Below are 20182 nucleotides of genomic sequence, written 5' to 3'. Positions count from 1 at the left end.
ACCAAAACTTATGCATTTAATCAAATGTCGGTTATCTGAAAAGATAACGAAACGGACGTTCCATGCCATCCCGGTACTTATTTTATTAGGCTCCCTGCTGCTGCAACAACCGGCAGCAGCACAGGAGAAAAGAACAGTGAACATTGTTGGAGTGCAGGCTGATAAAGCATTTAATCAGCTCGGCGCACTCTATAAAGTAAGATTTTTCTACAGTGGATCAACAATTAACACCGGCCAGGCTATCTCTATACCAACCGGTAAAATGTCGCTCGAAGAAATCCTGCAATACCTCGCCGATCATTACAAGTTTTCCTTCAAAAGGAATAATAACATGATCAGCGTTACTGCCAAAAAAGAAGTGACACCCGTACAACCCGGCGCTGAAAAAGTAATTCAGGGCAGGGTAGGACTCTTCGAAGGTAATGATGTGCTCTACCTGCCAGGTGTAACCATCCGCGAACAAGGTCACCAGACAGTAGCCGTTACCGACGACAGGGGTAACTTCTCCATGAAACTACATACGGAGCCAGCCACGCTGCTGATCTCCTACATCGGTTACGAATCCACCGAAGTGGAAACCGGCAGCCGCTCCCAGGTAAACGTGACGCTGAAACAGGCGCTGCAGTCCATCCGGGAAGTAGTGATATCCTCCGGCTATCAAACCATGGCTAAAAAGAATACCACCGGTGCCTACGCCAGCATCACTGAAAAGGAAATTGAACGGCGCAGCAGCCAGTCGCTCAACGGCGTGCTGGAAGGAGCCGTGCCAGGCCTCACACTGTCGCCTACCTATACGGGTATAGCCGCTAACCGTCAACCCGGAGCCACCTCCATCCAAATCCGCGGTGGTAGCTCCCTGCAGTCGGACCGTACCTCCCCACTTATCATCGTGGACGGCTTCCAGGTAAACCAGCTGCCGCAGAATATGAACGACGTGGCCACCATTGATGTGCTCAAAGATGCCGCCGCCGCCGCCATCTGGGGCGCCGCCGCCTCCAACGGTGTAATCGTCATCACCACCAAACGAGGGAAAGAGGGGAATCTGCGGGTAAACTATACCGCTAATACCTACTTCACCCAGCGACCAGATTTTTCCAAACTGGGCCGCGCCAGCTCCGCCGACATGGTAAAGTATAATAAAGAACTTTACGATAAAGAATTTATTACGCCTAACATGTTCCTTAATAGCAAATACGGCTATACGCCCTCCTACGACCTGCTGCTCCAACTCGACGCCGGTACCATCACCGCCGAAGAATACAGTCGCCAGGCCGACTCCCTCGGAGGCATATCCAACAACAGTCAGATCAACGACCTCCTGCAGCAAACCGGTGTTCGCACCAACCATTACCTCTCCCTCGCCGGAGGAGGTAAAGGCTATCGCTTCATGGTGTCAGGCTCCTATGATTACGATAAAGGAACCATGATCGGCAGTAAATCCGATAACACACAACTCAATACCCGCAGCGATTTCGACCTGAGCAAAAATTTCCAGGTAAGCGCTGATATCAATGCTGTATTTTCCAATAGTAAACAAAGCGCAGTTTCCACGTATGATATAGTAGACCTGGCACCATATCAGCTGCTCACAGGCGCTAATGGGGAATACCTGTACGACTATACGGACTTCAACCACGTTTCCAACGACGACCTGGTAAAGAAAGGCTACTATAATTTTGGCCGTAACCTCCTCGAAGATGCACGCCTGGCCAATAACAACACCAAAACCATGGCCCTGCGTACGAGGGTAAATGCCAACTGGAAAATCGCAAAAGGCTTGTCGCTCAACGGTACCTTTATGTACGACCGCTCCAAAAACAGTACTAAAAACGAGCGGGACTCCAACTCCACCTATGTACGTAATGCACTGAACCAATACGCTACACTCGTTAACAATGCCGCCAGCTTTAACCTCCCTAAAGGAGATATCCTGGATCAGTCGGAAAATACACTCAGCAACTGGGCAATAAGAACACAACTGAATTATACCAACACTTTTAAAGGCAAACACTTTGTCAATGTGCTCGCAGGTATTGAGCTCAAAAAGTTCATTACTGAAGGCAGCTCCGCCCGCCATTATGGTTATAACGACCAAATGCTCTCCTGGCAAACGGTGGACCAAAAGACACTGGCAAAAGGAGGCCTGCGCTGGTGGGATAACTCCGGCATCCCGGTTTTCGATGCCACCAGCTATGATGTATTTTCGTATAGGGATGACCGTCATGCTTCCTACTATGGAACGGCCGCCTACACCTATGATGAAAAATATACCTTCACCGGTAGCTACCGTGTAGATCAGTCCAATCTATTTGGTACCGATCCGAAATACCGCAGCAGCCCGCTCTGGTCCATCGGTGGGGCCTGGGACGTAGCCAAAGAAGATTTCATGAACATCCCGGCCGTATCCATGCTCAAGCTGCGCGCTACCGTAGGGCTCACCGGTAACTTCGATAAAACCACCACACCACTGCTCACCGCCTCACAGCGTTACCAGGTAAACCTCAACGATTTTGCCTTAAGAGTAGCGAACTATAATCCTAAGTTGCGCTGGGAACGTACCCGTACTTTTAACCTTGGCGTGGATCTGGGACTGCTACGCAACAGGTTCCAGGTGACTATTGATGCTTATAATAAATACGGCTACGATCTTTTCGGTACACAGGTCCTTGACCCTACCGTTGGTTTCGCCAGCATGAAAATAAATGCCGCCAAGATGCGTAACACCGGGCTGGAACTGGCTCTCAGGGGTAATGTCATCGAATCAGCAGATTTCAGATGGGAGAGCCGCCTCAACTTCGGCTACAATAAAAATAAAATCCTGACCAACAGAATGGCCGACAGCAACCCTGCTTTGAACCGTGTATCCGGTTCCAGCCAATATGTGGAAGGATATAGCCGCGAAAGCCTCTGGAGCTATAAATGGGCCGGCCTCGATCCTGTAAGTGGTGACCCGCTCGTGTACGGCGACAAAGGCGCGAAAGTAAAAGTGCCGGTATTATCCTCCCTGGAATATAGTGGCGTATACCGTGCCCCATACGTAGGTGGCTTTACCAATATCTTCTATTACCATGACTTGTTCCTCAGCGTGTTTGCCACGTATAACTTCGGAAATGTATTGAGGAGAGAAATGCCAACCATGAACGGTTACGCTGGCGCTGCCAATCTCAATTACCAGATTGCTGACAGATGGAAAGTTCCCGGCGATGAACTTAAAACGGATATCCCGTCTGTTTCTGCCTCTCCGGTTGATTTCTATGATGGGCGCGACCGGGCCGCCATCTATTCTTCCAATAGCATCATGCCTGGCGATTATATCCGCCTGAGAGAAGTGCAGCTGGGATATTCCCTGCCTTCCAGGTTAATTAAAAATACAGTGTTTAGAAATGTGCAGGTGATCGCGCAAATGAACAATGTTGCCTTGTGGACAAAAAACAAATACGGACTGGACCCGGATGCAGTAGATCCGATCACTGGTGGTTATAGTCTGCCGGTACCAAGAATAACCACTTTAACCGTTCGTGTTGACTTGTAAAATGCTTATCATGAAAAAATTATTCTTATATACTTTCGCCGGACTCACCATCTTCACTGCCAGCTGCAGTAAGTTCACCGAGGTAACACCCAAAAACATGGTGCTGCCGCAAACAGTAGCCGATTACGAAAAATTCCTGAATGACTTACTCCTGGCAGATGCGCCATTTGGATACAATGAGCTCAAGAACGATGATATTGCCTATACGGATGCAAGTGTGGTAGGGCTGGGTGACCAGCGCACTGCTAAATCCTATCTCTGGCTCGATGAGGAGTTCAAAGCTGCGGAAGACGATGCAGAATGGAATAAATCATACGCAAATATTTATGTATGTAACCTGGTGCTGGACCGACTTCCACAGGCCAGCGATGCGGCTACCAACGGGGATCTGAAACGACTCCTGGCAGAAGCCAAAATCCAAAGGGCCTATTATTATTTCCAGCTGGCAATGCTGTTTGGAAACGATTATCAGCCTGCCACCGCGGCTACTGACCTGGCAGTGCCCCTGCTGCTGAAGCCTGATCTGGAAGCCATGCTGCCACGGGCTACCGTAAAGGAAGTTTATACACAGGTATTGAAGGACCTGGCAGAAGCAATTGCGGAAACTACCCTGCCTGACTTTGGTAGAAACTTTGTTCACCCTGGAAAGGCCGCTGGTTATGCGTTGCTGGCGCGTGTGCAATTTTATATGGGAGACTTTGAAGCCGCAGCGAAAAATGCAAACACTGCACTCACCTTCAGAAACACACTGCTGGATTTCAACAAGATGAGTTTTGCCAATCCGGCCAAGCCCTGGGGCGGCGTAACAGGCAAGCCCTCGGTTGACCAATGGCCGGAAAATATCTTCACTAAAACAAATAGCCAGAATGGTATTATCCAGCGTTTTATGATCAGTCAGGACCTCCTCAATATACTGGGCGAAAAAGACCTGCGCTACGTATATACGTTTACGCGACTCACCTCTACTGGTGCTGCTTCCGCTAATCCGCTACCGGACTATTTCGGTAACATGCTGAACAGCAGCATCACCGTTCCGGAAATGATGCTCATCAATGCGGAATACCTGGCACGTAACGGCAAAGCCAGTGAAGCCATGGATGTACTGAACGCTATTCGCAAAAATCGCTTCAAACCTGCGGATTATACCGCACTCACCGCAAGTACGAAAGAAGAGGCTTTACTGAATGTATTGCAGGAGCGCCGCCGCGAACTGATGTTCCATGGCCTCCGCTGGTTCGATTTGAAGCGACTTAACAGGGAAACAGCATTCCGCAAAGACCTGAAGCGCACCTATAAAGGGAACGACTACACGCTTGTGGCACTCAGCAATAAATACCTGTTTCAGATTTGTCCTAAAATCATTCAGATAAATGGCAATATAGCCCCGAATCCAAGATAATCTCCTGTGAAAATGGGCTGGGAGACGGGCATAAAACCTGTTCCCGGCCCTGCTTAATACATGTTTATGATACGGAACCTGCTAATGATAAGCCTGGGCATTGCCACGGCACATACTACGTACGCACAATCGTTGCATATTTCCTCCAAAGCGCATGCGGATGGAACCAAGGTCACCATCTATAAAGAATGGCCGCAAAGGGTACTGTTTGATACGCTGCATTTGTCCGGCGGACAGGCGGAGCTGCAACTGCATGACTCCCTGCCCACCGTATACAGCGTTTCCATGCGTACTCCCTATCTCCATACCATCCTTTTTTCCAATGAAGGCGATATGAGTATCACTGTTCCTGAAAACGGCCCCGCGGTGATAAAAGGAGGCGATTACCAGCAGCAGCTCAGCGCCTTTGAGAAATCACTGGAAGCCGATCAGAAAGCCTGGAATGAGTGGGGAACTGCATACGGTAAGGCCACTGACCTGGAGGTGAAGCTCAAAGCCAATAAAGAAAGTAATAAATACGCCGCTAAAGTGATGCAGGCCAGGCTGAATTTCGCACTGAAGCATCATCATGATATTGCCGGCGCCTGGAGTGCTTACAACCAGGCCGGACTCTGGCAGGCTGCGGACCTCAATAAACTGGTGCCTGCCTATAAAACAAATCCTTTGTCACCTGTTACTTACAACAGACTCCTCCAGCAGCAACAACTACAGCAGGCTAATATAATGACCGGCAAAAAAGCACCGGCGTTCAGTTTGCAGGACATGGAGGGAAATGCAGTGACCCTGGAATCGCTCCTGCAACAAAATAAATACGTGCTGGTGGACTACTGGGCCTCCTGGTGTACGCCTTGTCGCGCAGCCAACAGGAAACTGGCACCCCTATACGAAAAGCTGAAAAGTAAGGGTATCGCACTGGTGTCTGTTTCGGTAGATGTAAATGATGAGCTCTGGAAAAAGGCCGTGACGGCGGATAATATCCCCTGGCTGCAACTCCGCGCTGATAAGGCAATGGATAGCGAATCGGTGAAAGCGTACAAGGTGAAAACATTACCGGCAACTTTCCTGATCGATCACACGGGAACGATTATACGTCAACAGGTTTCAGAACAACAACTCCTTCAATTATAAGCAGCATCATCATGTTACGACTCACGAGCTTACTGGTCCTATGTGCCGGTTTTACACTTCAGGCAAAAGCGCAGCTGGTATTGCAGCACGCCACCATTGTCAGCGGCGATGCTGCCGCAAAGCCGCGCGTAGGCACCGTCTATATCGATAAAGATAAAATCACCAAAGTTGTATATGGTAAGTCGCGCAAAACGCCTGCGGGTTATAGAGTGATTGACTGTACCGGAAAGTACATTGCACCGGGGCTTATAGATGCGCATGTGCACCTGGCCACCGGCAACCTGAGCAACCTGGAGGAGGCAAACAAAAAAACAGATAGTATACTCCGAAATATGTTCCGTCACGGCATTACCACCGTCCGGGATATGGCGGGCGATGCACCGTATCTGGCGGCTGTTAAAAAAAGAATTGCCTCCGCACAGGTAACGGGGCCGGATATATTTTACGCCGCACAATTCGGTGGTCCGCATTACTGGGAATTGATCCGCCGTGGTAGCCGCAATAGCAGCAATCAGGGTACCCGGCCGTGGTATGCCACTATTGCTGATACTACCAATATGGTAGCTGCGATTGCAGCTGCTAAAAATTGTGGCGCCACCGGGATTAAAATTTACCATGACCTCAGTAAAGAGTTGGTGGCAGCCATCACCAAAGAAGCATACCGGCAAGGCCTTCTGGCCTGGGCGCATGCGGCCGTATTTCCGGCCAAGCCAATTGATGCCGCCAGGGCAGGGGTGAACAGTATGTCGCACGCCGCTGATATGGCTTTTGAACAATTACCGGGAGATACGATTGAATCTGGCAAAGCATGGGCTGCTATCTATAAAAATTTTACCCTGGACACCACCCGGCAATTGCAATTGCTGAAGGACATGAAGGCGCGCAACATTTTTCTGGACGCAACAGTGTTTCATGCAACGAGTAATAAGCTCACCTATGCACAAACGGTTACCCGGTTGGCATACCAGACAGGGGTGAACATTGTAGCCGGTACCGACTGGATTTACCCGGAACAAGGCGGGACCATGCCGCTGCAGGAAGAGTTAGAACTGCTGCAAAAGAAGTGTGGCATGCCGGCAGCTGCTGTTATCCAGGCTGCTACCTGGAATGCCGCCAGGGTTACCGGCCTCACTGATCGTGGCCTGGTGAAAGCGGGAATGCTGGCTAACCTGATCGTACTTGGACAAGATCCGTATACGCACCTGAACGAACTTTTCTCGCCCGAACTTGTAGTAAAGAACGGTATATTACATGAGCTCAATCATAAATAACTCATCTATGAAAAATGTGATTCTCGGCATTGGTGTGCTATCGGCCCTGCTGGTGGCCTGCCAGCCTAAGGCAGGTACAGAAAGGGCGGATATTACTACTGATACCGCCACAGCAGGTACGGAAAATGTAGCGCCCGTCGTTACTGACACCTTACAACCTGTTGCTGTAAAAGTAACCGCCACGTTACAGCAACTGTACGCCGAAGACCTGTCTAAACAGTTGATCGACAGCAATAGTCGAAGCTATAGCGTAGCCATAGCCGATCTGAACAGCGATGGCACCTATGAAATCTTTGTAAAGCTGAATGGTAGTTATTTCTGCGGTTCCGGTGGCTGCACGGTGCTACTGCTCAATAACGAGGGTGGCGTGATCACCAAATTCACGGTAACGGATACACCGATCAGCGTAAGTGCCAACCTGACTAATGGCTGGAAGGATCTGCTGCTCCCAAGCAACGGGAAAATTCACCTGCTGAAGTATAACGGTAAGGCCTATCCGTCGAACCCTAGTACACAGCCTGTGGTGGCTAAAAAAGAAATTAAGGCAGCGATGGAAACGTTGTTGTATGATCCGCCTGCTACCAGTCATAAATTTTAGTGGCTCAGAGGATGTATCAAACGTAAACGAACGTCCTGAGAATGACCTAATTGACTGCCTGACTTCATCAGGTACCTGAATAAAAAGTGGGTGTATCAGACTTTTGATACACCCACTTCCGAATGTTTGTCCCCCCCGCAAAAAATTCCGTCAGGACCTGACACTATCTGCAGAAAATTTCTATTTTTGCAGCATCAAAATCAAGTTTTTGCATATCACCCAACAACACAGGCAATGCTCACTGCCTGGAATACTATAACGGATTACACCGCTAATCCGTTTGCACCGCTCTACCTGCGGTGCTGTTAATCTATTGTCTTTTTTATTTCAATTAATTCAACATGTTTTTCCTTGAAACGGAACGGCTAAAGCTGCTCCCTTTAACCCACGAACTGTTGCAGTTATGCAACCAGAACAGGCCTGAAATGGAAGCCAGGCTTGGATTAACCACTAGTGTTATGAAAATTAGTCCCGAATATGCTACCGAAATCCAGGATGCCATGCAGCATTTCTGGTTGCCGCAAACGGCTGCCCATCCGGCATCTTACTACTGGTATACCAACTGGGAAATCGTGCTTGCCTCCTGTAACAAGGCCATTGGCGGGATAGGTTTTGCCGGTGCGCCGGATGAGAATGGTTTGGCAGAAATAGGTTTTATGCTGGACGAAAACTTTCATGGGCAGGGCTATGCCACAGAAGCGCTGCTGCAAATGATAAATTGGGCATTTAGTCACGATGCCGTGAGGGGAGTAGTAGCCAGAACTTATGAAGATAACAGTGCTTGCCGTAAACTATTGCTAGGCGCGGGCTTTATGCCGGTAGCGGCGGATGGTAGGTTACTGACCTACAGAAAATCCCGCCCGGTGTGCTGATACATTTCTCCTGCCGCAGGCAGCCAGGGCCTGAAGGACATCAGGAATTATGGGGCAGATGTGATAGAATAGCGCCGGCGTATGCCTTGGCCTCCCTGAGTAAAATATGAGCAACAACTGCTGCTGGAGAAAATCAGTAACGATAAACTATAAACGGAACTACAGTTTATTTTTCAGGTGCGGTCACCAACTGATTCAGGTAGATCTGGTTTCCCCGGACTTCAATGGACCCGGAACTGTTCAGCCCTTTAAACGGAATGCTAAGCTCTTCATCAGCCAGGCGGACCACATCACCATCCGGCCTCACCGGGTGGTGATATAAAATTTGAACAGGCACAAATGCCCTGTTTTCTATCAGGGAGATATAGGTGTTCTTGTGGTCGGAGGTTACGTGATACAAACGGTTTTTCCAGGGAAAGCTGGCCAGTATTACAATGCCGCCTGTGTCGAGCACGGTAGACGTCCCTTTCATGGAATGGGACTCTCTGTCGTTTGGATGGTCCGTAGCCGGTTCTTTCCAGAAATCCATGGAGTCCGGCGCAGGTATTTTTAATACAGATGCCAGGTCCGCAAAATGGTGCAGGTAGCAGCTTACATAATATACACCGTTCAGGCGGCTTACGCTTACGGGACACATCGCCGCACAGCAGTATTCCTGATTAGTCTGCTTGTTTTTGAAATAAACCGTCCCTCCCAATTCGCCGCTACAAGTTTTGCGGACGAGGTATTTCTCATCTTCATAAAAAGCCTTGGCCGGCAAGCGCGGTGTAACCCTATCAGTGGTGTTTACAATGGTAATTTTGAATGGCTCCTGGGCGTAGCCAACCAGGGGTGCTATCAGTAAAAGCAAGAATAGGATTAATTTCATAACGGATGATTAAAATGGAAACAACAACCTATTAAATTTTCCACTACCTTTGCACCTCCGACCAAGTCGGCTGCTGACATCTCTGACAGGAGCAGGTGTTCTCCAAACGCTCCTACAAACTAATCTTTATTTTAATAATTAAGGAATATGCAAACTATTGCATTCTATTGCGATGCCAACAGCATCGAAGCAAATGCCTTGCATCAGTTACAGGAGTATGCCCAGCGGCCATATATTAATACGATCTGCGCATTCACTGATATACACTATTGCACGGAAAAAGCACTGCCGGTAGGCGTGGCTTTTCATACTAACGATTACGTCTACCCGCTAATAACAGGAAAGGATGTTGGCTGCGGAGTTATGTACCTGAAAATCAATAAGGCACACTGGCTCAAACCATTCGATAAAGCCGCTCATTACAAAGCCTTTTGCCTGGCACATACGCAGATGACGGATGATGGCCTCGGTGGTGGCAACCACTTCCTCTCCATTGAGGAGGATGCTGATAGCGTATACATTATCTGCCATACCGGTACCCGCAACCGTGGTATCGCCCTGTACCAGCAGTGCCTGGAACTCACCCGCCAGTATGCACTGGAAAGCGGGAGCCAGGGGGAGGTGATGCATCGTGATTTCCTGGACCCGGCATTTATCCGGTACTATGATGACACGCTGTCGTTCGGCTACCAGCGCAGAAAAAATTTCTGCCTGAAGTCCATGATCTTCCTCCAGATGGCCGGTTACCTGCGCTGCGATAAAAACAGCATTGACCGCCAATACATGCAGCAGGATTATAGTCTGACCGCGGCCACCGGGCAATTGTATGGTACCCCGTACTCCCTGGAAGATTCAATACACAACCACCTGCGCTTTACGCCTGATGGTATCATGCACCGCAAAGGCAGTACTGAACTCAGCCCTGGGAAAACAGTGGTGATTCCGTTGTCAATGTCACGAGGCAGCCTGCTGGTACAAATCCGGGATGAATACAGTGCTGCTCAGGCCTTGTACTCCTGCGCCCATGGCGCCGGAAGAAAGCTATCGCGCTATAATGCCATGAAACACTGGAAAACAGTGCTGAAAGAAAAGCAGCGCCGCAGTTATAAGCAACAGTTCTCTGAATTGCTCGATAAGTCGGGCAACTTCCCACAGGGCTATGTCCAGGAATTTGATTTTGCTTATAAAGATGCCACCGATATTCTGCAACACCAGCCTTACCTGCGTATCGTAACCCACACCACTCCGGTGGTAACGGTGAAATACACGGAAATTTAAGGTCATCAACTGTTGATGGACCGTCGGTCCATCAACAGTTGATATATTCTATTGCCGAAGGCAAGAGAATATATCAACAGACTTGCATATCCAAAAAAATATCCGTAATTTTTGTATTACAATCACGTGACGACCAGAATCTGTTACCAATACTTTTAGGGCACTCATCTCACTACTCAAAATGCAATTTCATTCCCTGTAAGCCGGAAACGTATTCCGCTGCAATTCACGCTCATAAAGGCGTGCAGCTATTCGTATGCCCGGCAGCCAGGTGAAGCAAACGTCCTGAAGAGTAAACCGAAAATCTTTAAGAGTAGGTAATAACTTTTTAAATTTCACGTATGTCTAATTCTCCCAGAAGAGGGTTCCGCCTCTTCATGCTCGCGGTGTTGTTAACTTCGTATAGCCTGTCGGGTTGCCAGCGAGATCTTACTAATAGCAACACTGTCTCCGCCCGTACCGAAGCAGTTACCCTGGCGCCCGCCCTGCACTACTATTTTGTAGCGCCAAATGGTAACGACGCCAATGCCGGTACAGAAGCCGCTCCTTTCCTCACCGTCCAGCGCGGGCAAACCGCCGCGGTACCAGGTGATATCGTCTATATCCGTGGTGGCAGCTATACCATGAGCACTTCACAGATCGCAGAAAATGGTACGCTCTATGCCAGCGTCACCAAACTCGACAAGAGCGGTACCGCCTCCGCACGCATTCAGTACCTGGCATATCCCGGCGAAACACCAGTGTTTAATTATGCCAATGTAAAACCCGCGGGCAAACGCATTACCGCCTTCCTGGTAACAGGCTCCTATATCACCATCAAAGGCATCGAAGTGATTGGCGTGCAGGTAACGATTACCGGCCATACACAAAGTGAATGTTTCCGCAATGAAGGCAGCAACAATATCTATGAAGCGCTCAAAATGCATGATGGTATGGGCATTGGTTTCTACCTCACCAGGGGCGGTAATAACCTCGTGCTGAACTGCGATGCCTATCGCAACTGGGATAATGTTTCCGAAAGCGGTAAAGGGGAAAATACAGATGGCTTTGGTGCACATCCCTATAAACAAGGGGTAGGCTACACCGGCAACGTGTTCCGCGGTTGCCGCGCCTGGTTCAACAGCGACGATGGCTTCGACCTGATCAACGCCTACGAGGTGGTGACCATCGAAAACTGCTGGGCGTTCTATAATGGTTACAGCACCAGCTTTGCCAGTTTGGCCAATGGAAATGGTATTAAAGCCGGTGGCTTCGGTGTTACAGATCCCAGCGGCGTGCCGCCTGTGGTGCCTCGCCATATCGTTCGCTTCTGCCTGGCAGTAGGGAATAAATCGGCCGGTTTCTATGCCAATCACCATCCCGGTGGACTCACCTTCGAAAATAATACTGCCTATAAAAATGCGGTGAACTACAATATGCTTAACCGCAGCGCCGATTTCTCTGCGGACGTTCCGGGATGGGGCCACTACCTCTATAATAACCTGGGCTATGCCGCTACCAGCAGCGAAGTGAGCAATCTGAATACCGGTGCGTCTTCCACGAGCAACAATTATTTCCAGATTTCAGGTATTACGGTAAACGCATCAGATTTTACTGCTACCACGGAAAGTATGATGTCGCAGGGCCGCCATTCTGATTTTACGCTGCCTACCAACACCTTCCTGCGGCTCGTGACCGGCAGCGACCTGATAGACAAAGGAGTAAACCGGGGGTATACTTACACCGGTGCCAGCCCTGACCTGGGCTGCTTTGAAGTAGGGATTAACAAAAGCCCGATAGTTTCCTGGCCGGTGGCGCCATAATAGTCACCTCGCAGTACGGGCAGTTTTTCCGGGACGTTTGGAACCTGCATCGTACTGCGATGTTTTAAAACAAGGTGCTGTTGGGAATGGCACCTTCCATTCTTAATAATCTTTCCTTCACCGCCACGCCGCCGGCAAAGCCAGTGAGACTCCCCGAGGAGCCTATCACACGATGGCAGGGAGCTACAATGGAAATCGGATTCTTGCCATTGGCGGCACCTACGGCCCGCACGGCCTTCGGATTTCCAAGCTGGTTAGCCAACTGCGCATAGCTCACCGTTTTCCCATACGGAATTTGTAATAAAGCCGTCCATACCTGCTGCTGAAAAGGTGTTCCTTCAAAATGCAGGGGCAGGTCAAATGTGCGGCGATTGCCGGCAAAATATTCATCCAGCTGTCGCGCAGTTTCATCCAGCACAGGATGTGTATCATGATCCCCTTCAACGGGCAGTTTCACACGGCTGCCATCTTCATCTTCCCATAAAATCGCGCGCAGGCCTTTGTCTGTAGCTATTAACAGCAGTTCGCCCACCGGCGTGGTTATTTTCCTGTGGTAGTACATAATGGCAATTTACAACATTGTTAAACAACAGAAAGTAACCCATTCCCACTGGAAGTACACCACCCGCGCGAAGCGCGGCACCACTCCCCAGTGGCACCGAAGGTGTCATTGGAATCCGCTATATTTACCTGCATACACCACAACTACAGAAAAAATGATAACCGACAGCATCTGGTACAAACCCGTATCCATCGCCACTTTAAACGAAGAAAACGCGGGCACGCTCAACGCGCACCTGGGAATGGAGTTCACTGAAATTGGTCCTGATTTCCTCACTGCTTCCATGCCGGTGGACCACCGCACGGTACAGAAGTACGGCATCCTGCACGGAGGCGCTTCCATGGCGCTCGCAGAAACGGTGGGCAGCATTGCCGGCACACTGGTAATTGATCCGGATTTATTTGTATGTTTTGGTATGGAGATTAATGCCAACCACATCCGAAGTGCCCGTAGCGGCCGTGTATACGCCACCGCAAGGGCATTGCACCTGGGTGGCCGTACACAAGTATGGGATATCCGGATTCAGGATGAATCCGGACAATTGATATGCATTTGCCGGCATACAGTAGCCGTGGTGGCTAAAATCCGCTAATGCTTTATTGCTTTTTTAATAATTTTTTAGTGAGATATTGTCGTACCGGCACATCAAACCAGCGCATAGCCATATAGGCCACCGCTATCAGTATCAGCACCCCGGAAATCACTACCATGGTCAATTCCGTTGTTCCTGGTTTGTAAGTATTGAAGTAATTGGCAAATATCCAGATGGCGCCATAATGGGTCATGTACAGTGGGTAAGAGAGGTTGCCGGACAATACGCACAGTGGTTTCAACGCCGGCTGTAACACCGCGCCTGCGCCCAGCGCTACCAGTAATGGGAAGTACACCAGCACGATGCCCAGCTCCACCGCCCAGTTAAACTGGAAGTATGGCATCATCAACGCTGCCAGTAGGAGCAGGGTCAGGCCAGGAAAGCCAAGTTTATTCGGGATGATCAACCTATAGCGATAAATCAGTATGCCTGCCGGAAACGAATAGGCTACCCGCGCAAAGCCATGCCAGAAGGTTCCTCCGCTCCAGCCGCCTACCACATTACCCGCGGTAAAGGCTACATAACTGATACCGCCGGCTGCCAGTAAGGTAAGCAACACCATTACGCGGCGGGGGAGTCGCCATAACACCAACGCATATACGATATTGGCTACATACTCCCAAAACAGCGACCAGGAAGGGGCGTTCAGGGAAAAGAGATTGAAATATCTTTCCTCCATCACCGGATAAGGAATCAGCAACACCGAAGTCAGAAATATCAGGGCTACGCTACCCACGCCATAAGTAGCAAAAGGTGGCACTATTGGATCCAGCAGGTATAATACCAATGCCATAGTAGCACCCAGCACTACCAACGGATGCAGGCGGATCAACCGCTGCAGGAAGAACCTGCCGGTGCTCATTGTCGCCATACGGTTGTCGTAGGCATAAGCAATCACAAAACCTGACAGGCAAAAGAAGAAATCCACCGCCAGAAAGCCGTGCCCTACAAAGTTGGTGGTGGGGTCAGTGAAAATCACCTCCATAAAATGGAAAATCACCACCATCACGGCAGCAACACCCCTTAACCCATCCAGAATTTCATAATGTTTTTTTGCCTGCATTGCCTCCGGCTTCGCAACCATTGTTCCTGTTTCCATAAATAACAACTACACTCGATAAAAAGTAAGGTTGCAATATAGGACGCTGAAGGCTGATTTGCAAGCATTTTGGGATGGATGGAGCCGCTGGGGCACAAAAAAGCACCCCATTACAGGGTGCCTTTGCGCAGAAGAAGAAAGAAATATTAATACAATGCTGCAATAGCATTTTTATCTTTAGTAGATAAGGTAGTGGCGCCGCTTCCGCACTGGCCGCCATTCATCAGCGATGAAGCATCAGTTCCGCCAACACCAGGAACAGCAGTAGCACTGGATTCACCAATGGCTGACCAGTTGGTATGACGCAGGGAAACGTTATGTCCCAGTTCATGACAAATGGTACGGGCACGCTGTGCAAAACTGTTGCCGGCAATGTAGTTTTTGTTGATGCGGATCAGGTTTCCGGCTCTGCCACCACTAGGGAAGGTTCCCTGGCCGCATACACCATTACCCAGGTTGTAGTTGGTGATCAGTACATCATAAGTACCACTGGTAACTACCACCCAGTTAACATTACAACTAGCTACAGCATTCCACTGTGCAATCGCGCTGCTGATTTCTGATGACATAGATGTCATAGAGGCATCTACATACAAACGCAGATTGGCAACGTTTGCAGCAGAAACCAGGCTACCAGTGTAGTACTGCTCGGTAGTGGCGCCGGTAGGTACTTCCATGTCTTTAGGGAAACGGATGTCACCTTCTACAATGTATTCACCTGGTTGGTCAACAATTGTGTGGGCCGGAAATCCCAGACCAATAATGTAGTTGTAAACTTTTTTAGCAGGATCGGTTATTTCTGTAACAGATTGCAGGTCTGCAGGGGCATCAGCAGATTTTTTACAGGATGCAATAGTAACGGCCAACAATACAGCCAGCATGATGAAAAGGTTCTTTTTCATGTTGTGAAGCGTGTTTAAATGATAAAAAAAGGGTATTGTGAGAAAAAAAATCCTGCACTTTGAATACCTATGAACAAACCGGGGTAACTATGATAATATCCATTATCAATGCATACGACAGATACAATAAAACATACGTGCAGACCAGCTGAAACCTCAGCAGGATGCGCTCTCCGGAAAATTTGCTTAAATGGGTTTGAATAGGTTAAACTACGTTCAGATTTTGGTTATAACAATAATACAAATATTTATCGGGTTGCAAAATTTTTTTTGTCTGCATCCTGAGGTGCAATTGCAGCAGGTAATATTATAAAGCAAGCACCCTGATCAGGGTGCTTGCTTTATCTCTAAAAAAAATCAGATCAGGGATACAACGCTTGTGCAGCCTGAATATCTTTGGTTGAAAGTGTAGTAGCACCACTATTACATTGACCACCATTCATCAGGGAAAGGGCATCTGTGCCTGGTACTCCAGGAACATCTGTAGCAGTTGGCTCGCCACGTGAAAACCAGTTGGTATGACGGAATGAAACATTATGTCCCATTTCATGACAGATGGTACGTGCACGCTGCGCAAAAGTATTGCCCGCAATGTAAGCCTTGTTGATGTAAATTAAATTGCCGGCTTTACCACCACTTGGGAAAGTACCCTGACCACAAACTCCGGTACCAAGATTGGTGTCCGTGATCAGTACATCATACGTGCCGCTGGTAACAATAGTCCAGTTGATAGCACAACTGGTAATCCCATTCCATTGACCGATAGCAGAAGTGATTTCCGAATTCATGGAAGTCATGGAAGCATCCACAGATAAACGGATGTTGGTTACCCAACTGGTAGCTACCAGGCTGCCGGTGTAATATTGCTCTGCCACAGCTTTAGGCAGCACCATGTCTTTAGGGAACCGGATGTCTCCTTCCACGATAAAGGCATCCCGCTGATCAATGATCTGGTGCGCAGGGAAGCCCAAACCAATAATGTAGTTGTAGACTTTTTTAGCATGATCGTTTGTGAGCGTAATGGTTTGTATTTCCGGCTCAGAATCGATTGCTTTTTTACAGGCAACAATCGCAAAAATGGCTACTACGAAAAGTAAAGCCAGCATTAGTAGTGCTTTGTTTTTCATTTTTTTGAGGGGTGTTTAAGTGATTGAAAAGGTATTGGGTAAATTCCTGCACTGTAATTGCCTATTAACAAACCGGGTTATCAATGCTGATGTGACAGAACAGTATAAATACAATCCAGCCCACAACGCAGCGGGTTGAGTGCTTCAGAGATTTGCTTCGTTAGGTTTGAATAGGTTAGCTATGAACAGACTTTGGTTATAACAATTATACAACTATTTATGGAGCAGTAAAATTTTATTTATAAGCCCTGTGAATGGGGGTTGCAGTGGGAAATATTATCTTTTTAGCAACGAGTCTTCCCGGTGCATTTCGTCAAAATCCTCCGTCTTAAAATAGCGGGAAAATTCCTCCGGTTCCTCATGATCTCCCAATATCCTGCGCGGAACCTGCGGCTCGAACGATTTATTTACCACGCTCAGTTTCGGCTGCACAAACGGACTGTAAATACCGGCAATGTCCGCCAGTGTATGAAATACCACACGGGTGTCCGCAGGTTCATGCAAATATTGCTGTGCCACACTATACCGCTCCGGCCAGGTCTCCAGGTATTGCCTGCTAAACCATAACAACATGGGTATACGTAACTCATAATAGGTAGGAAACGGTGTGCTGTGTAAGAACAAGTGCCGGTCATCGTCCATTAAATTCTCCCCATGATCAGACACATACAGCATACTGGCACATAATTCCCGCTCCTGCAACATATTAATCATCACATGCAGCAGGCTGTCGCTGTAACGGATAGTGTTGTCATAAGCATTCCAGAGTTCCGTTTTATGCTGCAACTTAATCGCCAGCGGCTGATCAGGTTTGAAAAAGGATTTATCCACCGGATAACGGTTGGAGTATTTGAAATGCGATCCGTGCATATGCAGTACAATAAAGGCTTTGCCGGTATCCTCATCCAGTACTTTTTTGAAATGTGGTATCAGGTTGGCATCATATTGACCGATCTCTTTTTTATCCACTCCCTTATTAATATCTATCCATACATTGGCTTCTTTACTGTAAAAACCTATCAGCTGCTGATTAGCTACCTGGTTGGTAATGAAGTAGGTTTTGAATCCCGCTTCTTTAAATAAGGTAATAATACTTTTTTGTGTATAGAGATAGGGAGCCGACGAAGCATCCGCCGGCGAGAGAATCAACGGTACACTCTTTTGCGTGGCGTTCGATTCGCTGGTAATATTGGAGAACGTAAGCAGCCCCGGTTGGCCGGTCAGAAAAGGATTGGTGTTCACCTGGCGGCCGAGCAAACTCCAGCTCATCGCGCGGGACGATTCACCCAAAACCAGCACGTATACTTCTCTCTCCTTAGCATGTATTTTTTTATTTGCATGAAAAGTGAAACCATAGGAGGTAATCGGATAATTCCTTTCCCGGTACCACTTGTCCACTGCAAAGTTGAGATTGTAGATAACGTTTAGCGGATACACTTTTTCATCCATTCGTACTCCTGCTACCAGTATGATACCAGCCATTACCAAACTGGCAATGCCGGCATATAAACTGAATTGGCGTCTGAAACCCGCGTGCAACCGCATCTTCATACAACAGGACAGGATAGCCAGCGCCAAAACAGGTAGGTACAATACGCATACAATGATGATAGATGGCATGATATTGCCCAGCAGCTCGGTACTTTCCTCCACGTCGGTAGTTACCGTATTGAGAAACATATCCGTCGTGATCACTCCTTCTCCAAACAAATACAAAAAAACTATTTCATACGCATGTATGATCAGCATGGGCAGCATCAGCAACATCATAATGCCTGGTTTCCTGAAAACAGCCATCAATGCAATGCCCAGCGTAAATGGGAACAGCAGGTTTGCGATAATATTGAACCAGGAAAAATCGATCCACACCAGCACCATGTTGGGGATTACCCAACTGATGGCGAATAGCAGGAGGTAGGTCGATTGCCGGTTCCAGTGCAGACGTATAGCCATTAGAAAACTTCATTTATACCAAAATAAAATCCATATTGATCTGAGCCAATACCAAAGTCGAGGCGGATATTCACCCTGTTCTTAAACTCCCAGCGATAGCCAATGCCGTAGCTTACCAGCGTCTGATCCAGGCGCAGGTCCTTATAGGCAGGGCAAACATTTCCAGCTCCGATCCATACTACGGCTCCGTTGCGGCCCACAATCTTTTGCCGCAGCTCCACCTGGCCGCTCAGATATTTTTTATCCCTGTACCGGCCCTCAAAATAGCCACGCAGGCGGTTGCTGCCGCCTGCTTCTGCCATGAGCGACCATGGCACCTCGCCATAATTGCTTTCTGTGAAAAAATCGGTGGCCAGTATGCCGGTACGCCATAAGCGTTTGTACCAGTCCACCTGCACCTCCAGCTTTCCAAACACCTGGTCATTACCAAAAGCAGAAGGAAAAAATTTATAGCCCGCCCGTACGTATACGCCTTTGTAGGGATTGGGGATGAAATCACGTGTATCGAAACTGATGAAAGGTCCTGCGCCAAAGGCAAATATGTGATCCGGCTGCATCAGTGGGGTGCCGCCGCTGGTATCAATTTTTTTCGCACTGCCATCATTGAGCATTACGGAAACGCCGCCAAACAAGCGCCCATGGATCTTGGCACTGAAATCGGCACTAATCTTTTTGGTGACCAGTGTATAGTCCGTATAGGCATCTTTGTTACTGGCGCTAACATACCCAATGCCCCAGTATTTATTTGGCATGGAACTGAAGGAGGCTTTTGCCAGCAGCCTGAATTTTTCTTTCGGGAAGATGGTATTGCTGTTGATCCCAACGCCATAGAAACCGGTGAGCGACACGGAACCATATATCGACGCACTCGATACAGGCAGCAGGGAGTCGCTGGGATCTGTTTTGTAAAGGCCTGCTGCTATAACGGCAATTCCTCCACTGGTTTCAGGAGCGTAGTAAGGACCACCAATCACACTGAAGTCGAATTTTTTCTGAGGCTTAACATCGTTGGTGTGTTTGAGGTAGTAAATGATACGATTGAAAATCCCTTTGGGGGCGCTACTGTCAGTCGCCTGCTGCTCTTGCCCAGTCGCCGAAAAAGTACTTAGAACCAAAATCAGGAAACAAATGTTTTTCATCATATAGCAGGCATCTCATTTCTAATAACACTAATTCCTTCAAAAGGATGTACAACCACA

General features: G+C 48.4%; 16 protein-coding genes. 9 read left to right on the top strand and 7 right to left on the bottom strand.

Translation table 11 applies throughout. From position 1 onward, the window contains the following. The first annotated feature begins 10 nt into the window (after nt 1-10). The 6 genes from KW844_RS05940 (at nt 11) to KW844_RS05915 (ending at nt 8800) form a co-directional block, all read left to right on the top strand. Entirely contained in the window at nt 11-3532 is a 3522-nt protein-coding gene (locus tag KW844_RS05940) for a SusC/RagA family TonB-linked outer membrane protein (RefSeq protein WP_218375794.1), read from the top strand. Between the two features lie 10 nt (nt 3533-3542). Next, on the top strand, nt 3543-4931 hold the full coding sequence (locus tag KW844_RS05935) for a RagB/SusD family nutrient uptake outer membrane protein (RefSeq protein ID WP_218375793.1): 1389 nt from the start codon (nt 3543-3545) through the stop codon (nt 4929-4931). A 66-nt stretch (nt 4932-4997) separates the two neighbouring features. Beyond that, a complete protein-coding gene (locus KW844_RS05930; protein WP_218375792.1) occupies nt 4998-6059 on the top strand; it encodes a TlpA disulfide reductase family protein in 1062 nt (353 codons plus the stop codon). An 11-nt stretch (nt 6060-6070) separates the two neighbouring features. Then, entirely contained in the window at nt 6071-7330 is a 1260-nt protein-coding gene (locus tag KW844_RS05925; protein WP_218375791.1) for an amidohydrolase family protein, read from the top strand. 7 nt (nt 7331-7337) lie between these two features. Then, the gene (locus KW844_RS05920) at nt 7338-7928 is read left to right on the top strand and encodes a hypothetical protein (protein ID WP_218375790.1); all 591 of its coding nucleotides are present in this window, start codon (nt 7338-7340) and stop codon (nt 7926-7928) included. Between the two features lie 458 nt (nt 7929-8386). Further along, nucleotides 8387-8800 (top strand): GNAT family N-acetyltransferase, encoded by a 414-nt coding sequence (locus KW844_RS05915; protein WP_370626478.1) that lies wholly within the window; start codon nt 8387-8389, stop codon nt 8798-8800. A gap of 166 nt (nt 8801-8966) precedes the next feature. Here the strand turns inward: KW844_RS05915 and KW844_RS05910 are convergent, their stop codons facing one another. Continuing rightward, nucleotides 8967-9668: a hypothetical protein gene (locus KW844_RS05910; protein WP_218375788.1), complete on the bottom strand. Its 702-nt coding sequence runs from the start codon at nt 9666-9668 to the stop codon at nt 8967-8969. A gap of 147 nt (nt 9669-9815) precedes the next feature. Between KW844_RS05910 and KW844_RS05905 the strand changes: the two genes are divergently transcribed. Then, on the top strand, nt 9816-10946 hold the full coding sequence (locus KW844_RS05905; protein WP_218375787.1) for an RtcB family protein: 1131 nt from the start codon (nt 9816-9818) through the stop codon (nt 10944-10946). A 341-nt stretch (nt 10947-11287) separates the two neighbouring features. Continuing rightward, nucleotides 11288-12748 (top strand): right-handed parallel beta-helix repeat-containing protein, encoded by a 1461-nt coding sequence (locus tag KW844_RS05900; RefSeq protein ID WP_255578247.1) that lies wholly within the window; start codon nt 11288-11290, stop codon nt 12746-12748. Between the two features lie 64 nt (nt 12749-12812). Here the strand turns inward: KW844_RS05900 and KW844_RS05895 are convergent, their stop codons facing one another. Beyond that, on the bottom strand, nt 12813-13310 hold the full coding sequence (locus KW844_RS05895; protein ID WP_218375786.1) for a methylated-DNA--[protein]-cysteine S-methyltransferase: 498 nt from the start codon (nt 13308-13310) through the stop codon (nt 12813-12815). A 154-nt stretch (nt 13311-13464) separates the two neighbouring features. Here KW844_RS05895 and KW844_RS05890 point away from each other — a divergent pair, with 154 nt between their 5' ends. After that, nucleotides 13465-13902: a hotdog fold thioesterase gene (locus KW844_RS05890; RefSeq protein ID WP_218375785.1), complete on the top strand. Its 438-nt coding sequence runs from the start codon at nt 13465-13467 to the stop codon at nt 13900-13902. A gap of 4 nt (nt 13903-13906) precedes the next feature. On the opposite strand, the gene KW844_RS05885 is transcribed toward KW844_RS05890, so the two are convergent. The 5 genes from KW844_RS05885 to KW844_RS05865 all read right to left on the bottom strand — a co-directional run bounded on the left by KW844_RS05885 (nt 13907) and on the right by KW844_RS05865 (nt 20098). After that, nucleotides 13907-15001, bottom strand: a complete 1095-nt coding sequence (locus tag KW844_RS05885; RefSeq protein WP_218375784.1) for an acyltransferase — start codon at nt 14999-15001, stop codon at nt 13907-13909. Between the two features lie 146 nt (nt 15002-15147). Next, the gene (locus KW844_RS05880) at nt 15148-15903 is read right to left on the bottom strand and encodes a M57 family metalloprotease (RefSeq protein WP_218375783.1); all 756 of its coding nucleotides are present in this window, start codon (nt 15901-15903) and stop codon (nt 15148-15150) included. Between the two features lie 362 nt (nt 15904-16265). Beyond that, nucleotides 16266-17030 (bottom strand): M57 family metalloprotease, encoded by a 765-nt coding sequence (locus KW844_RS05875; RefSeq protein WP_218375782.1) that lies wholly within the window; start codon nt 17028-17030, stop codon nt 16266-16268. Between the two features lie 276 nt (nt 17031-17306). Next, nucleotides 17307-18983 carry a phosphoethanolamine transferase gene (locus KW844_RS05870; RefSeq protein ID WP_218375781.1) on the bottom strand — a complete coding sequence of 559 codons (1677 nt, stop codon included), beginning with the start codon at nt 18981-18983 and terminating at the stop codon, nt 17307-17309. Beyond that, nucleotides 18983-20098 carry a BamA/TamA family outer membrane protein gene (locus tag KW844_RS05865; RefSeq protein WP_218375780.1) on the bottom strand — a complete coding sequence of 372 codons (1116 nt, stop codon included), beginning with the start codon at nt 20096-20098 and terminating at the stop codon, nt 18983-18985. Before KW844_RS05865 ends, KW844_RS05870 begins: the two co-directional genes overlap by 1 nt. Nucleotides 20099-20182 lie beyond the last annotated feature (84 nt).

It is taken from the genome of Chitinophaga sp. sic0106 (assembly GCF_019219075.1).
Classification (GTDB): domain Bacteria; phylum Bacteroidota; class Bacteroidia; order Chitinophagales; family Chitinophagaceae; genus Chitinophaga.
The sequence above is the reverse complement of the archived record's forward strand: the minus strand, read 5'-3'. Positions and strand labels throughout refer to the sequence as shown.

Coding starts and splice junctions, on each gene's coding strand:
- KW844_RS05940 (WP_218375794.1), top strand. CDS start 11: ATGCATTTAATCAAATGTCGGTTATCTGAAAAGATAACGAAACGGACG.
- KW844_RS05935 (WP_218375793.1), top strand. CDS start 3,543: ATGAAAAAATTATTCTTATATACTTTCGCCGGACTCACCATCTTCACT.
- KW844_RS05930 (WP_218375792.1), top strand. CDS start 4,998: ATGATACGGAACCTGCTAATGATAAGCCTGGGCATTGCCACGGCACAT.
- KW844_RS05925 (WP_218375791.1), top strand. CDS start 6,071: ATGTTACGACTCACGAGCTTACTGGTCCTATGTGCCGGTTTTACACTT.
- KW844_RS05920 (WP_218375790.1), top strand. CDS start 7,338: ATGAAAAATGTGATTCTCGGCATTGGTGTGCTATCGGCCCTGCTGGTG.
- KW844_RS05915 (WP_370626478.1), top strand. CDS start 8,387: ATGAAAATTAGTCCCGAATATGCTACCGAAATCCAGGATGCCATGCAG.
- KW844_RS05910 (WP_218375788.1), bottom strand. CDS start 9,668: ATGAAATTAATCCTATTCTTGCTTTTACTGATAGCACCCCTGGTTGGC.
- KW844_RS05905 (WP_218375787.1), top strand. CDS start 9,816: ATGCAAACTATTGCATTCTATTGCGATGCCAACAGCATCGAAGCAAAT.
- KW844_RS05900 (WP_255578247.1), top strand. CDS start 11,288: ATGTCTAATTCTCCCAGAAGAGGGTTCCGCCTCTTCATGCTCGCGGTG.
- KW844_RS05895 (WP_218375786.1), bottom strand. CDS start 13,310: ATGTACTACCACAGGAAAATAACCACGCCGGTGGGCGAACTGCTGTTA.
- KW844_RS05890 (WP_218375785.1), top strand. CDS start 13,465: ATGATAACCGACAGCATCTGGTACAAACCCGTATCCATCGCCACTTTA.
- KW844_RS05885 (WP_218375784.1), bottom strand. CDS start 15,001: ATGGAAACAGGAACAATGGTTGCGAAGCCGGAGGCAATGCAGGCAAAA.
- KW844_RS05880 (WP_218375783.1), bottom strand. CDS start 15,903: ATGAAAAAGAACCTTTTCATCATGCTGGCTGTATTGTTGGCCGTTACT.
- KW844_RS05875 (WP_218375782.1), bottom strand. CDS start 17,030: ATGAAAAACAAAGCACTACTAATGCTGGCTTTACTTTTCGTAGTAGCC.
- KW844_RS05870 (WP_218375781.1), bottom strand. CDS start 18,983: ATGGCTATACGTCTGCACTGGAACCGGCAATCGACCTACCTCCTGCTA.